Annotated in this window: 14 protein-coding genes and 4 tRNA genes; 1 reads left to right on the forward strand and 17 read right to left on the reverse strand. The window is 52.2% G+C overall.

From position 1 onward, the window contains the following. Positions 1-11: 11 nt before the first annotated feature. The 9 genes from BZG25_RS03440 to BZG25_RS03480 all read right to left on the reverse strand — a co-directional run bounded on the left by BZG25_RS03440 (position 12) and on the right by BZG25_RS03480 (position 6,132). A tRNA-Arg gene (locus BZG25_RS03440) sits at positions 12-88 on the reverse strand. Positions 89-114: 26 nt separating this feature from the next. Next, positions 115-191, reverse strand: a tRNA-Arg gene (locus tag BZG25_RS03445). A 55-nt stretch (positions 192-246) separates the two neighbouring features. Next, a tRNA-Arg gene (locus tag BZG25_RS03450) sits at positions 247-323 on the reverse strand. A 31-nt stretch (positions 324-354) separates the two neighbouring features. Next, positions 355-447, reverse strand: a tRNA-Ser gene (locus BZG25_RS03455). 199 nt (positions 448-646) lie between these two features. Next, a complete protein-coding gene (csrA, locus tag BZG25_RS03460) occupies positions 647-844 on the reverse strand; it encodes a carbon storage regulator CsrA (protein ID WP_046074107.1) in 198 nt (65 codons plus the stop codon). Positions 845-1,286: 442 nt separating this feature from the next. Next, positions 1,287-3,869, reverse strand: coding sequence for an alanine--tRNA ligase (alaS, locus tag BZG25_RS03465; RefSeq protein WP_077578932.1), 2,583 nt, complete (start codon positions 3,867-3,869; stop codon positions 1,287-1,289). 128 nt (positions 3,870-3,997) lie between these two features. After that, a complete protein-coding gene (locus tag BZG25_RS03470) occupies positions 3,998-4,465 on the reverse strand; it encodes a regulatory protein RecX (RefSeq protein WP_152794935.1) in 468 nt (155 codons plus the stop codon). Next, entirely contained in the window at positions 4,465-5,514 is a 1,050-nt protein-coding gene (gene recA, locus BZG25_RS03475) for a recombinase RecA (protein WP_046074105.1), read from the reverse strand. Before recA ends, BZG25_RS03470 begins: the two co-directional genes overlap by 1 nt. A 132-nt stretch (positions 5,515-5,646) precedes the next feature. Then, complete coding sequence (locus tag BZG25_RS03480) at positions 5,647-6,132, reverse strand: CinA family protein (protein ID WP_077578961.1); 486 nt, start codon at positions 6,130-6,132, stop codon at positions 5,647-5,649. 87 nt (positions 6,133-6,219) lie between these two features. Here BZG25_RS03480 and mutS point away from each other — a divergent pair, with 87 nt between their 5' ends. Next, positions 6,220-8,823: a DNA mismatch repair protein MutS gene (gene mutS, locus BZG25_RS03485; RefSeq protein ID WP_371326845.1), complete on the forward strand. Its 2,604-nt coding sequence runs from the start codon at positions 6,220-6,222 to the stop codon at positions 8,821-8,823. A gap of 126 nt (positions 8,824-8,949) precedes the next feature. On the opposite strand, the gene rpoS is transcribed toward mutS, so the two are convergent. The 8 genes from rpoS to ftsB form a co-directional block, all read right to left on the reverse strand. After that, positions 8,950-9,924, reverse strand: coding sequence for an RNA polymerase sigma factor RpoS (gene rpoS / locus BZG25_RS03490; RefSeq protein WP_046074104.1), 975 nt, complete (start codon positions 9,922-9,924; stop codon positions 8,950-8,952). A gap of 101 nt (positions 9,925-10,025) precedes the next feature. Further along, the gene (locus BZG25_RS03495) at positions 10,026-10,928 is read right to left on the reverse strand and encodes a peptidoglycan DD-metalloendopeptidase family protein (protein ID WP_077578933.1); all 903 of its coding nucleotides are present in this window, start codon (positions 10,926-10,928) and stop codon (positions 10,026-10,028) included. 34 nt (positions 10,929-10,962) lie between these two features. Continuing rightward, positions 10,963-11,583: a protein-L-isoaspartate(D-aspartate) O-methyltransferase gene (locus tag BZG25_RS03500; protein WP_046074102.1), complete on the reverse strand. Its 621-nt coding sequence runs from the start codon at positions 11,581-11,583 to the stop codon at positions 10,963-10,965. Positions 11,584-11,668: 85 nt separating this feature from the next. Next, a complete protein-coding gene (gene surE / locus BZG25_RS03505) occupies positions 11,669-12,406 on the reverse strand; it encodes a 5'/3'-nucleotidase SurE (protein WP_077599247.1) in 738 nt (245 codons plus the stop codon). Next, a complete protein-coding gene (gene truD, locus BZG25_RS03510) occupies positions 12,390-13,424 on the reverse strand; it encodes a tRNA pseudouridine(13) synthase TruD (protein ID WP_077638530.1) in 1,035 nt (344 codons plus the stop codon). Before truD ends, surE begins: the two co-directional genes overlap by 17 nt. Further along, entirely contained in the window at positions 13,421-13,903 is a 483-nt protein-coding gene (gene ispF, locus BZG25_RS03515; RefSeq protein WP_077638531.1) for a 2-C-methyl-D-erythritol 2,4-cyclodiphosphate synthase, read from the reverse strand. Before ispF ends, truD begins: the two co-directional genes overlap by 4 nt. Continuing rightward, a complete protein-coding gene (ispD, locus tag BZG25_RS03520; RefSeq protein ID WP_256363591.1) occupies positions 13,900-14,616 on the reverse strand; it encodes a 2-C-methyl-D-erythritol 4-phosphate cytidylyltransferase in 717 nt (238 codons plus the stop codon). The genes ispF and ispD overlap by 4 nt, the downstream gene beginning before the upstream one ends. Positions 14,617-14,658: 42 nt before the next feature. Beyond that, positions 14,659-14,937, reverse strand: a complete 279-nt coding sequence (gene ftsB / locus BZG25_RS03525; protein ID WP_046074097.1) for a cell division protein FtsB — start codon at positions 14,935-14,937, stop codon at positions 14,659-14,661. Positions 14,938-14,991: the final 54 nt, after the last annotated feature.

A 14,991-nucleotide genomic window follows, 5' to 3' on the forward strand; every position in this document is an offset into this window, starting at 1 on the left:
GGGAGCCAAAATGGCGCGTCCGGGAGGATTCGAACCTCCGACCGCCTGGTTCGTAGCCAGGTACTCTATCCAGCTGAGCTACGGACGCGCTGACGGATTGGCTAAGATTGAAGATGGCGCGCTCGGGAGGATTCGAACCTCCGACCGCCTGGTTCGTAGCCAGGTACTCTATCCAGCTGAGCTACGAGCGCGTGTCGTCAATCTTACGTTCATCATGAACAATCTTGCGGGTCTTCCGTGAAGAGATGGCGCGTCCGGGAGGATTCGAACCTCCGACCGCCTGGTTCGTAGCCAGGTACTCTATCCAGCTGAGCTACGGACGCACATCTTACTACAAGGCAGGCTTGTAAATCATGGCGGTGAGGGAGGGATTCGAACCCTCGATACGGCTACAAACCGTATACTCCCTTAGCAGGGGAGCGCCTTCAGCCACTCGGCCACCTCACCGTCGCTGCGGGTGCACATATTACTTTGAGCCACATATATGTCAAACACTTTTCTGGCAAAAATCGTCTTGCCACCAACAAATGGACAATTATCACCCACAGCCCGATTTTATTGTTGGATTTATCGCCGTTTCATTCTGATTTTATGGGAAAAGCGGCGATAAAAAAGGCCGACCTGTGGTCGACCTCTTCTTGCCTTGTTAGTAGTCGCTCTGACCACCTGAAGGCGCGCCTTTTTCGGCCTGAATACGCATGTAGATCTCTTCACGATGAACCGAAACATCTTTCGGTGCATTCACACCAATACGGACTTGGTTACCTTTTACACCCAATACAGTGACAGTGACTTCATCACCAATCATCAAGGTTTCGCCCACACGGCGAGTTAAAATCAGCATGCTTCTACTCCTTGAGTATCAATCTTTTACTTATTCAATTAGTGTCTGAGCCAGATAACCCGCCAGCGTATCGGCCCGTTACCTGTGATCGTTGGATTCTTTCCCTGCTCATGATGCCAATACGGGCGCTTACTCGCGTCCGTATTCCACACTATGGCCGAATTATCACACCATATCCAGAAAAGGGCAGAGAAATTTACTGTTTTATCATCATGCCGTTAGCCGTGGAGGCGATTGACCTGAGATAACAGTGTAAGAGAAATCTGTACTGCATTGGCCAGCGTGGCGACAAAATCTAACCAATATCACGTCTTACCGCTGACACAGCGCTTAAGGCGTTGCACTATACAGAATCAGAAAAAAAGTGCAATTATTAATCTAGATCACAAAAAAGGGTCGCAATACGCGACCCTCTTGACTTTTCAATAAAAACAAAAGTGTATTACAACTGCTCAGTGAGCCATGTCTCTGCTGAGGCTAGCGCGCTAGGCAGTGCACTCACATCACTGCCCCCCGCTTGCGCCATATCAGGACGACCACCGCCTTTGCCACCCACTTGTTGCGCGACAAGGTTGACCAGTTCACCCGCTTTTACCGTGCCGGTCAAATCCTTGGTGACACCCGCAATCAGGCCGACTTTGTCATTGGCCACATTGCCGAGCAGCACGATACCGCTACCCATTTGGTTTTTCAGATCATCAACCATACTACGTAGCGCTTTGTTATCCGCGCCATCAAGTTGGCTAATCAACACTTTTACCCCGTTTAGCTCACGGACTTGATTGATCAGCCCAGCACTTTCTTGTGCGGCTAGTTTCTGCTTAAGCTGCTGAATTTGTTTTTCTAACGCTTTCGCTTTGCTCTGGGCATCGGCAAGCTTGGCTTCATAGTCCGCCTGTTGCTGATAAACGCTATCAATGGCCGCTTGCCCGGTAATGGCTTCAATACGACGCACACCGGCCGCGATACCCGCTTCCGAGACGATTTTAAACATCCCAATGTCACCTGTACGCGTTGCGTGTGTCCCGCCACACAGCTCGATAGAGAAGTCGCCCATGCTCAGTACGCGCACTTGGTCATCGTACTTCTCACCAAACAGTGCCATCGCCCCTTTTTGCTTGGCAGCTTCGATATCCATCACCTCAGTCTGCACGGGGCTATTTTCACGGATTTGCTGATTCACGATCCGCTCAACCGCTTTGAGTTCGTCAGCGGTGACAGGTTCAAGGTGTGAGAAGTCAAAACGCAAACCATCAGGCCGGACGAGCGAGCCTTTCTGCGCAATGTGCTCCCCCAGTACCTCACGCAGCGCGGCGTGCAATAAGTGGGTGGCGGAGTGATTCATCGCTACCGCGTGACGGCGCTCTGCATCGACGCGAGCGGTTGCTTGTGTCCCGACACTCAGTTGCCCTTCCGACAAGCTACCGTAATGCGCAATGGCTTGCCCCGCTTTTTGGGTATCCGTCACGGTAAATCGCCCTTGGTCTGTTTCTATCACCCCTGTATCACCACACTGGCCACCAGCCTCGGCGTAGAAAGGGGTGTGGTCAAGGATCACGACCGCTTTATCGCCTGATACCAGGCTATCAACGGTGTCTCCGTCGACAAAAATCTCAGTGATCTGACCGCTGCCTTCTGTCCCTGTGTAACCACAAAAATCCGAGCCATGCTCCACTTTTATCGCTTGGTTGTAGTCAGTGCCAAACTGCCCGGCTTCCCGCGCGCGCTGACGCTGGGCTGCCATCGCCGCTTCAAAGCCGGCTTCATCAATACGATAACCGCGCTCACGCGCAACATCGTTAGTTAAGTCTGCTGGGAAGCCGTAAGTGTCATAGAGTTTGAAGACAGTTTCGCCATCCAACTCGTCACCCTTAACCTTGTCCAAAGCCTCTTCCAACATCAACATGCCACGCTCAAGCGTGCGGCCAAAGTTGTCTTCTTCAATCTTAAGGACTTTTTCCACCATGGTTTGCTGCGCACGCAAGTCTTCACCTGCCGTCCCCATGATGGTGGCGAGAGGACCAACCAACTTGTAGAAAAACGCGTCTTTGCTGCCGAGCTTGTTACCATGACGAACCGCGCGGCGAATAATACGGCGCAACACATAGCCCCGCCCTTCGTTCGATGGCATCACACCATCAACAATCAAATACGCACAAGAGCGGATATGGTCTGCCACCACGCGCAAAGACTGGTTAGTCAGATCTTCAACCCCGATGATCTCCGCGACTTGCTTAATTAATTGCTGGAAAACATCAATTTCATAGTTGGAATGGACGCCCTGCTTGATGGCCGCAATCCGCTCAATCCCCATGCCGGTATCCACTGATGGCTTAGGTAAGTTCTCCATCGTACCGTCAGCTTGACGATTGAATTGCATAAAGACGATATTCCAGATCTCAATGAAGCGATCTCCGTCTTCTTCTGGCGTGCCTGGAGGACCGCCCCAGATATGCTCACCGTGATCATAAAAGATCTCACTGCATGGTCCGCATGGCCCAGTATCGCCCATTTGCCAAAAGTTGTCTGACTCGTAAGGCTTACCGCCTTCCTTATCACCAATACGCACAATGCGATCCGCAGGCACGCCAATTTGCTGGTGCCAAATATCGAACGCTTCGTCATCGGTTTTGTAAACAGTCACCAGCAGCTTTTCTTTTGGCAAGCCAATCGTTTCAGTCAAAAACGTCCACGCGTACTGAATCGCATCTTGCTTGAAGTAATCACCGAAGCTGAAATTGCCGAGCATTTCAAAGAAAGTATGGTGGCGCGCGGTAAAACCGACGTTTTCAAGGTCGTTGTGTTTGCCGCCCGCCCGCACACAACGCTGTGCTGACGTTGCACGCGTGTAGTCACGCTTTTCAACCCCTAAAAAGGTGTCTTTAAACTGGTTCATTCCTGCGTTGGTAAACAAAAGCGTTGGGTCATCGGCAGGCACGAGCGACGAGCTAGGCACAATCTGGTGCCCTTTGCTTTCAAAGAACTTGAGAAACGCTGTACGGATCTCATCAGTGCTCATATACATTGGCTAATCCTGATAATCGAATATTGCGTTAGCAACCAGATATGGTCGTGACGCGATGGAAGCATGGTTTTATTTACGCCATTGTAAACAACCGATCGCGTGCGGAAAAGAGACAGAGTGGGATTGGTTTAGAAATGCGTGTCCGGATCGTCGTGACTGAGTGCGTATTGGATTTGATCAAAGTTAAAGCCACGTGACTGTAAAAAGCGCATGCGTTTGGCTTTTTCCTTTTGCTCGGCAGGCGGAAGGCGACCATCGAGATCGGCATATTTACGCTCTGCGGTCTCTCTGGCTAGCGCATACCAGTCAACCTCCTGCTCCTGTTCGGCGCGTGATAACAACTCAGTGTCGATACCTTTTCGCTTGGCGTCTTGGCAAATACGTAACCAGCCATGGTGTTTACTCACACCTTGGCGCAACAAGCTGGCCGCAAAGCGGGCATCATCCAACCACCCACGCGCCAGACACTGCTCCAGCGTGATGTCGATGGTGTCTTGGTCAAAGCCGCGTTGCGACAGTTTTTGCTGCAGTTCGTGAACAGAGTGGTCACGGCGGGCCAATAAACCCACCGCGACCTCTTGGCACGACGCGGCCATTACAGTTGGTCGTCCTCGGTTTCTGCTTCTGCGTTCGCGTCGACCGCTTCGTTATTTAGCGCGGTTTGCAGTAGCATCTCACGCAAGGTGGTGTCGATTTCTTCAGCGACGTGCGGGTTTTCTTTTAGGTATTTACATGCGTTTGCTTTGCCCTGGCCAATTTTATCGCCTTTGTAGCTATACCAAGCACCGGCTTTTTCTACCAGCTTGTGTTTTACGCCCAAGTCCACTAATTCACCTTGCAAGTTAATGCCTTGGCCGTAAAGGATTTGGAACTCAGCTTGTTTGAAGGGTGCAGCGACTTTGTTTTTTACTACTTTGACGCGGGTTTCGTTCCCCACCACTTCGTCACCTTCTTTAATCGCACCAATGCGGCGAATATCCAAGCGAACCGAGGCGTAGAATTTTAACGCGTTACCCCCAGTCGTGGTTTCTGGGTTACCAAACATCACACCAATTTTCATGCGAATTTGGTTGATGAATACCATCATGGTATTGCTGTTTTTGATGTTGGCTGTGAGCTTACGCATCGCTTGTGACAACATACGCGCTTGCAGACCCATGTGTGAGTCGCCCATCTCGCCTTCAATCTCAGCTTTAGGTGTCAATGCCGCTACCGAGTCAATGACGATCATATCGACAGCGCCCGAGCGTGTCAGTGCATCAGCGATTTCCAACGCTTGCTCACCGGTATCTGGCTGAGAGACCAAAAGGTTATCGATATCCACACCCAGCTTGCGCGCATAAATAGGGTCAAGGGCATGCTCAGCGTCGATAAAGGCACAGGTCTTACCCATTTTTTGTGCTTCGGCAATCGCTTCTAGCGTCAGCGTCGTTTTACCTGATGACTCTGGGCCATAGATTTCGATAATACGACCAAAAGGCAGGCCACCTGCACCTAGGGCGATATCGAGAGACAAAGAGCCGGTCGATACGGTTTCGATGTCCATAGTGCGGTCATCACCCAGACGCATGATTGAGCCTTTGCCAAATTGCTTTTCGATTTGTCCGAGTGCGGCTGCGAGCGCCTTTTCTTTGTTATCGTCCATTTCAGTCTCCAGGAAATAAAACGCTATCGCTATGCGATGAAAGCTATCAGTAATTGGGGCTAAGTATACTGTCCATTTATACAGTGTCTAGCCCTGTATAGAAAAAATCTTTGTGATGCGACACGCCTCCAGTTACGGAGACAAGCGCGTGAGAGCATGTGACAACGCGTGCACGACCGTTTGTTCACGGACCGCGCGCCTATCACCCTCAAAATGACACACTTCAGTGTCGGTTTCGCCGCCATGCCAAGCCCATGCGAACCACACGGTGCCAACAGGTTTATCCGCACTGCCTCCACTCGGACCAGCGACACCGCTAACGGCAATCGCCAAGTCAGCGGCAGCCTCATTGAGTGCGCCCTCTGCCATGGCCGTTACCACAGGCTCACTGACCGCGCCGTATTGGGTCAATAAATCGTCTGGCACATGCACCTGTTGATGCTTAGCCTGGTTGCTATAGGTGACCCAAGCTTGCTGAAACCACTGCGAGCTACCCGGCACGTCCGTCAAGCAGTAAGCAATACCGCCACCGGTGCAAGACTCTGCGGTGGTCACCGTTAAGCCCGCATCCAATAAGGCGTCGCCGAGTTGCTTTGCTAGCGAGAATAACTGTTCCACCATTCACTCCTTTTGTTTAGGGTGAAGAAACCGGTACCGCAACTTTACCCTTTGCCGTACGATCACGTATTCTACCTACCCTTTTCAATGTTCCATTTTGCAGGTCTAGTCGTGACAGTACAAGCGCTCGAAAAGCACACCCCTATGATGCAACAGTACCTCAAACTCAAGGCGCAGCACCCTGAAGAACTGCTGTTCTATCGCATGGGGGATTTTTACGAACTCTTTTACGACGATGCCAAACGTGCCTCTCAGCTTTTGGATATCTCGCTGACTAAGCGCGGCAGCTCAGGCGGTGAACCGATCCCCATGGCGGGTGTGCCCTTTCATGCCGTAGAGGGATATTTAGCCAAGCTGGTGCAGCTAGGAGAGCCGGTGGCGATTTGTGAACAGATAGGTGATCCCGCCACGAGTAAAGGCCCGGTTGAGCGCCAGGTGGTGCGAATCGTCACCCCCGGTACGGTATCGGATGAAGCGCTGCTTAGCGAGCGGGTTGATAACTTGGTCGCCGCACTGACCTGTCATAACGACCAATTTGGTTTTGCCACGCTAGATATCACATCAGGGCGCTTCGTGCTGACCGAACCTGCCACCTACGAGCAAATGCAAGCTGAGCTGCAACGCACGCAACCGGCAGAGCTGCTTTACCCCGAAGACTTTCCCTACCCTGATTTACTTGCGGTGAGCCGCGGCGCAAGGCGTCGCCCCATTTGGGAGTTCGATCTCGACACTGCTCGCAGTCAACTGACCGGTCAATTTGGCACGCGCGATTTAGTCGGTTTTGGCGTGGAAGACTGTACGCTGGGGCTCTGTGCCGCTGGCTGTGTGTTGCAATACGCCAAAGAAACCCAACGCACCGCGCTCCCCCATATTCGTGCCATCATCAAAGATCAGCAAGACACCGCTGTGGTGTTAGACGCTGCCACACGGCGTAATTTAGAGATCACCCAAAACCTCGCTGGCGGCACCGACAATACGCTGGCTGACGTTTTGGATCGGACGACGACGCCGATGGGCAGTCGCTTACTGAAGCGCTGGCTCCATCAACCTCTACGCGATAGCCATGTACTCAACCAACGTTTGGATGCAATCGGGACATTGCTTGATAGTGGCCTACACTCGGAATTAAGTGCAGCACTCAAACCTATCGGCGACATTGAACGTGTACTTGCTCGCTTGGCAATGCGATCCGCCCGTCCGCGTGATATGGCAAGGCTGCGCACCGCATTAGCACAGCTGCCCGAGGTACAGACACTGCTCACCGAGCTGGATCACGGTGCGTTTTCCGATTACCTCACTGCCACCACACCGATGCCAGAGCTGCAAGATTTGCTCACCCGTGCAGTGGTCGAGAACCCGCCGGTGGTGATCCGTGATGGCGGTGTGATTGCGCCAGGTTACAACGCGGAACTGGATGAATGGCGCGACTTATCGGAAGGCGCATCACGCTACTTAGAAGAACTAGAAACCCGCGAGCGCGAGCAATATGGCATCGATACTCTGAAGGTGGGTTATAACCAAGTCCATGGCTTTTATATCCAAATCAGCCGCGCGCAAAGCGATCGGGTGCCGACACACTATGTCCGCCGGCAAACGCTTAAAAATGCAGAGCGTTACATTATCCCAGAATTAAAAGAGCACGAAGATAAAGTCTTAAGCTCTCGCTCTAATGCGTTAGCGTTAGAGAAGCGTTTGTGGGAAGAGTTGTTTGATTTGTTACTGCCACACTTGGCCCAGCTGCAACATGCCTCTGAAGCGCTCTCTGGGCTCGATGTACTATGTAACCTCGCCGAGCGAGCAGATACACTCAATTATCACCGCCCCACCCTTAGCGACAAACCGGGGATCAATATTGAGGCCGGTCGCCATCCTGTGGTTGAACAAGTGATGACTGACCCTTTTATTCCCAACCCCATCGCCTTAAGTCCTGAGCGCCGAATGTTGATCATTACCGGTCCTAATATGGGAGGTAAATCCACTTATATGCGCCAAACCGCGTTGATCACCTTGCTGAGTCATATTGGTGCTTATGTGCCCGCCGATCGTGCAACCATTGGGCCCGTCGATCGCATTTTCACTCGTATTGGTGCCTCTGATGATCTCGCTTCCGGCCGCTCCACATTTATGGTGGAAATGACAGAAACCGCCAATATTCTCCACAATGCAACTGCTAACAGCTTGGTGTTGATGGACGAGATTGGCCGCGGTACCAGCACCTACGATGGCTTATCTTTGGCGTGGGCCAGCGCGGAATGGTTGGCAGAGAAAATCCAAGCAATGACCTTGTTTGCCACCCATTATTTCGAACTCACTGAACTGCCAGGGCAAATGGAAGGCTTGGTGAATGTGCATCTTGATGCCATGGAGCATGGCGATGACATTGCGTTTATGCACGCGGTTCAGGAAGGGGCAGCCAGTAAGTCTTATGGTCTGGCCGTGGCGAGCCTCGCTGGCGTTCCCAAGCCGGTGATTCGGCGCGCCAAGCGTAAACTGGCACAACTAGAGCAAAGCGGCCAACATACCATTAATGCTGAACAAACGGTCGGTGATCCAGCCCCCGCTCAGCTCGCCTTACTGCCTGAACCCAGCGAGCTGGATAACGCAGTCGATGCGTTAAACCCTGATGATATGACCCCGCGGCAAGCCTTAGACGCCCTCTATGCCCTCAAGGCGTTACAGCAATCTCGCTAATCAGCCGCGCCGTCATCTTGCGAGCCATCATGACCGCCAATAAAAAGGGACAGCCATCGCTGTCCCTTCATTTGCGTCTATGATTGTCAGTCTCGCGCTATGACTGATGCGATATTGACAGCGCGTTTATTGCTCAACGTTAAAGAGCGACTCAATGCTCAGACCTTGATGCGTCAGCATATCGCGCAAGCGGCGTAGCCCTTCCACCTGGATTTGACGTACTCGCTCGCGAGTCAAACCAATCTCACGCCCCACATCTTCCAACGTTGACGCTTCGTGACCCAAAAGTCCGAAACGACGTGATAACACTTCTCGCTGCTTAGGGTTAAGCTCTTGTAGCCACTGCACAATCGACTTTTTCATGTCATCGTCTTGTGTGGTGTACTCTGGGCCGTCTTGCTTCTCATCTGGAATGATGTCTAGCAAGGCTTTTTCTGAATCGCCGCCAATTGGGTTATCCACAGAGCCAATACGCTCGTTAAGACGAAGCATCCGGTTCACGTCTTCCACTGGCTTATCAAGCTGCGCCGCGATGTCTTCAGCGGTCGGTTCATGGTCAAGCTTTTGCGCCAGCTCGCGCGCCGTGCGCAGATACACATTCAGCTCTTTCACCACGTGAATAGGCAGGCGAATGGTACGCGTTTGGTTCATGATGGCACGTTCAATGGTTTGACGAATCCACCAGGTTGCATAGGTTGAAAAGCGGAAGCCGCGTTCAGGGTCAAACTTCTCCACCGCACGGATCAGGCCGAGGTTTCCTTCTTCGACCAAATCGAGCAGCGCTAAACCACGGTTAGAATAGCGACGTGAGATTTTCACCACCAAGCGAAGATTACTCTCAATCATACGCTTGCGAGCAACCTCGTCACCGCGCAGCGCTCGACGTGCGTAGAGCACCTCTTCTTCAGCGGTAAGCAGCGGTGAAAAGCCAATTTCGCTGAGGTAGAGTTGGGTGGCATCAGAGGCCTTTGAAGTGGCCGCTTGTTGCTGTACTGCCTCTTCGACTTCTTCGAGCACCTCGTCAGCTTGAGCTTCCACGGTGTCGAATTCAACGTCTTGGTTCAAGCCGTCCAGTTTCTTTGCGGTATTTGTTTGGCTCATAGCGCCTCCCTTATGACGTAGCAGCTAAGCAGAACGCATTTCTGCTTATACCGGCCCCGTCACATTGGTGGCTGCGGCGATATCACCTTGGTTACCCTGTGCTACCGCTTTGGCAGATAATGTAACGGATTGACCGATTTTCCTTTGTAGCGAATTTCAAAATGCAACCGAACACTGTTTGCACCAGAACTGCCCATGGAAGCTATTTTCTGCCCCTTTTTGACAGCTTGGCCTTCTGAAACGTAAAAACTATCGTTATGCGCATAGGCGCTTAGATAATCATCATTGTGTTTCACTATTATTAATTTACCGTAACCCCGAAGCGCACTGCCGGCGTACACGACTTTTCCATCTGCCGCTGCCTGAATGCCCTGTCCTCGTTGTCCAGCAATATCTATGCCCTTATTGCCTCGCTCTGTGCTAGAAAATCGGGACACCATCCGGCCTCTGGTTGGCCATTGCCAGCTTATCTGTTGGTTAGATGGGCTGGCGGTCCGCTTTTTAACAGCTTGTTTACTTTTTTCTTTCGTTTGACTGTACCTCGACGATGACCCCGATTCAACGCCTTTTGTGCGTTCAGTCGCGGTTTTAGACTTCTTTTTTTCCTCGAATTTGCTAGGGTTGGCGCTTTTTCTAGAAGATGCTGCTGCCACGCTCGCGCTTGCAGCTGACGTTGTGGCAGAGGCCACATTTGTCGCGCCTGATGTGGATTGGGCCACGTCAGGGCGTTGGTAGGCGGGCTTCCACAAAGCCAGTGTCTGCCCGGGATAAATGGTATAGGGAGGCTGTAGATTGTTGTGTTCGATGATGTCGTCGATATCACGATCCGTGATATAAGCGATATAGTAGAGGGTATCGCCTTTCTTCACTTCGTAATAACTGCCGCGATAGCTGCCTCTATCAACGCTGGTATAGTCTGGTGTCACGCTGGATACCGGTGCCGGACCTCGCCAGGAACAACCAGATATAACCACTAACAGTGACAGAAAAAGCGCGATTTTCATCTGTTTTTAAACACAGCTCCATCTCTGAGACAGTTTATGCCAGCTCACCTGCCACCAGGGGAACAAATTTAACCGATTCAACCGTCTCGGTGTGAAAAGTGGTGCCTTGGCGAGTGACGCGCATCAATATTTGCTCATCATCACCAATCGGAATAAGCATCACGCCGCCATCATTGAGCTGATCGCACAGCGCGTCGGGCACGTGGGCCGCGGCCGCTGTTACCATGATCGCATCATAAGGGCCCTTCGACGGCCACCCTTGCCAACCATCTCCATGTTTTGTCGACACATTATAAATATCTAGCTGCTTTAAGCGCCGTTTGGCCAGCATTTGTAATGGTTTGATCCGCTCGACAGAATAAACATGATCAACCAAGTTAGCGAGGACCGCTGTTTGATAACCCGATCCGGTGCCAATTTCCAAAATGCGACTATCGCGTCGCAAATTGAGCAATGATGTCATCTTAGCCACAATATAAGGTTGTGAAATAGTCTGTCCCCATCCAATAGGTAACGCATTGTTACCATAAGCTTGGTGGGTCATGGCTTCAGAGACAAATAAATGCCGAGGCACCGCCTGCATGGCGTTTAGCACATCGGTGTCAGTCACACCTTGTTGCTGCAAAAATTGAATAAGTGATTGCGCTTGACTCAACGTCTGCTTCCTTTATCACTGAGTATAAGTCTATTGAAACGGTTGCCGCCTCAATGCGGCTCACCAACGATGACGTACTTGCCGCCTACTCACTTAACCATTGTGAAAACACGCCTAGGGTATCATGGGCGGTTAAGTCTACCTGCAGTGGCGTAATAGAAACGTACTGCGCCGCAATGGCGTGAAAATCGGTTCCCGGCCCTGCATCTTGGGTTTGACCTGGCGCACCGACCCAGTATATCGGTTTGCCCCGCGGATCGCTTTGTTTTATCACGTCTTCGGCATGATGACGGGCGCCAAGACGTGTCACTTTCCACCCCTCTAGGCTATCGATTGGCACATCGGGCACATTAATATTAATGAGGCGGTGACTGGGCGCGGCATGGCGCTGGTTCTTGGCTAAGAATTGTTTCACTACATGTGCAGCTGTCTCAAAGTGTTGGTGACCACATAGTGAGACTGCAATAGCTGGCGCGCCCAGGAAAAAGCCCTCTGTCGCCGCGGCCACTGTCCCCGAGTAAAGCACATCATCACCGAGGTTAGCACCATGGTTAATCCCAGTGATCACAAAATCAGGCTCCCAGGGTACCAATTGCCGTAGCGCCAAATGCACCGAGTCTGTGGGGGTCCCCTGAACCGCATAACGCTGAGGTCCAAGTTCGCGCACGCGTAAGGGGTTTTCCAATGTGAGTGAATTTGACGCGCCTGAACAATTACGATCCGGCGCGGCCACCACCACATCTGCGATGGTCGATAACGCCTCGGTCAAGGATTGGATCCCTTGGGCATGGTAACCGTCGTCGTTACTAATCAATATTCGCATTGTGCTCTCCTTGTGGGGTCGCGACGACTAACTCTCGCATCACCGCGGTGGCAAATGCGCCCGCGGGTAAAAAGAAACTCACGGTTAAGGTGTCAGCATCGTGTGTCCAGGTCATCGCTTGCGGCAATAAACACAACACACGACGGTCATGGCGCATGCGATTATCACGGATCACGGCTAATAGCTCAGGCTCTTTGTCGACCACCGCTTGCTCAAAGTGCTGTGCTTGCCCCTCAGTGGGCAACGCATTATCGCCGGTCAGAGGGCCGGTGATCGCAGAATGACACTGCCCTGCCTGCTCAACCAAGTACGTTTGCTGCTGCGCGTCGAGACACAGGTCACCCGCCAAGGTAGAGGTAAAGGCATCCGCCTCTATTCGTGCAGAGACGACTTGATTAAACAGCAGCGATCGGGCTGCTGAGAGATAAAAACTGCGTTTGCTTTTGTCACGGACTTTTTTCTCTCCACGTCCCCAGGCGCGTGCCATCTCAACATTATTGCCATCACGGCCAAAGCGCTGTGCACCAAAGTAATTGGGCACGCCCTGCTCGGCTATCGCGGCTAAGCGCGGCACTAAAGCCTGTGGCGACGCCAGATCACGAATGCAGAGCGTGAACTGATTGCCGGTCAGATCGCCAGGACGCAATTTATGCTGATGCCGGGCTGTCCCTTCAATGCTCACAACGCCTGGATGATTTTGGACAAACGCTGCTAAGTCCGGATCCGCTTTGCCTGGCAGATGCACACTGAACCATTGCTCAGTCACGGCGTGACGATCTTTAAGGCCCGCCCAGCTCACTTGCCGCGAGCTAACCCCACAGGCTTTTGCCAGCTCATTGGCGACGTATTTGGTATTTTCACCACGCTTTTTAATTCGCACTAAAAAGTGTTCACCTTGACCTGATGGGGTGAAACCCAGGGATTCTGAGACAATAAAATCGTCCGGTGACGCTTTTAACGTTCCTGACTGTGTCGGTTGGCCATGTAAGTAAGCCAAGGGCGCGAGTAAGTCTGTCATACGGCCTCTTTGTTTAATAGCACCACCGCCTCACAGGCAATGCCTTCTTTGCGTCCGGTAAACCCCAAACGCTCTGAGGTGGTGGCTTTGACGTTAACCGCATCCACCGTCACACACAAATCACTGGCGATGGTTTCACGCATTGCGTCGATATGTGGGCCCATTTTAGGCGCTTGCGCGATGATAGTGATATCTGCATTGCCCAAGCGATAGCCTTTGTCTTGTACTTTGCGGTAAACGTCGCGCAGCAGCATACGGCTGTCGGCGTCTTTCCACTCATCACTGGTGTCTGGGAAATGCTGGCCAATGTCACCGGCAGCAATCGCGCCCAACAGGGCATCACACAGTGCATGGAGTGCCACATCACCGTCCGAGTGCGCAAGCAACCCTTGTTCATAAGGCACAGCCACACCACCAATGATCACCGGGCCATCACCACCAAATTTGTGTACATCAAACCCATGTCCAATTCGAATCATGATTTGCCTTCTTGTTGTGAAAGGTAAAACTCGGCCAGCCACTTATCCTCAGGGTGGGTGACTTTTATGTTGCTGGCACTGGCAGGGACCAGCACAGGCTTCCCCCCAAGCGCTTCAACGGCAGACGCTTCGTCAGTCACCTGATCGCCTGCCACATTAAGTGCCTGGATTAGCGTTTGGGTTAAAAACATTTGTGGGGTCAATGCATGCCAAAGCGCCTCTCGCTCGACAGTGTGAGCCACCTGCCCTTGCGCGTCCGCACGCTTCATGGTGTCTCTAACCGGCGCCGCGAGTAAGGCGCCATCCGGGTGAGATTGCGCCTGTCTAATCAAGGCGTCAATATCGGCATGCAACACACAAGGGCGTGCGGCATCATGCACCATCACCCATTGCGTATTGACCACATCGAGTCCAGCTTGCACCGACGCGGCACGCGTCGCTCCACCCAAGACCACACGCACATTCGGACGCTCACTCAAGCGAGTGTGCGCAAAGTAGCTATCGTCAGCACCAATGGCGATGATCACGTCAGCGACGGCAGGGTGAGAGAGTAAACGCTCAACGGTATGCTCAATCAACATTTTGCCGGCTAGAGGGAGGTATTGTTTCGGGCAGCTAGCTTGCATCCTGCTGCCGACACCTGCGGCAGGTACCACGGCGCTTATTCCGGGCTGTAAAGCGGTGTTGTGCTGCAAAGGGGGTTGTTCGACCACAAGTTATCTTCTTTGGTTGTACCGCCAGTCAACGGCTGTCAGTTACTGGGATTTATCGACTAATCGGAAAAATGTCTCGTCCGGCTTTATCATGCCCAGCTCATTGCGTGCGCGCTCTTCAATCGCTTCTTGCCCACGCTTCAAATCCGCAATTTCTGCGTACATTTGCTGGTTACGCTTAACGAGTTTTTGGTTGGCTTGTTGCTGTACGGCGACATTGGCTTCAATTTGCCAATAGTCTGTCACGCCATTTTTACCCAGCCACAGTTCGTACTGCAGCCACACGAGCGTGAGAAACAGTGCAACCGATAGCAGCCTCATACCTGTACTCCTTCCAATATCGGCTCAGGGTATTCACACCCTGATTGACTAACC

The organism is Salinivibrio sp. ML198, assembly GCF_001996015.1.
Lineage (GTDB): Bacteria > Pseudomonadota > Gammaproteobacteria > Enterobacterales > Vibrionaceae > Salinivibrio > Salinivibrio siamensis.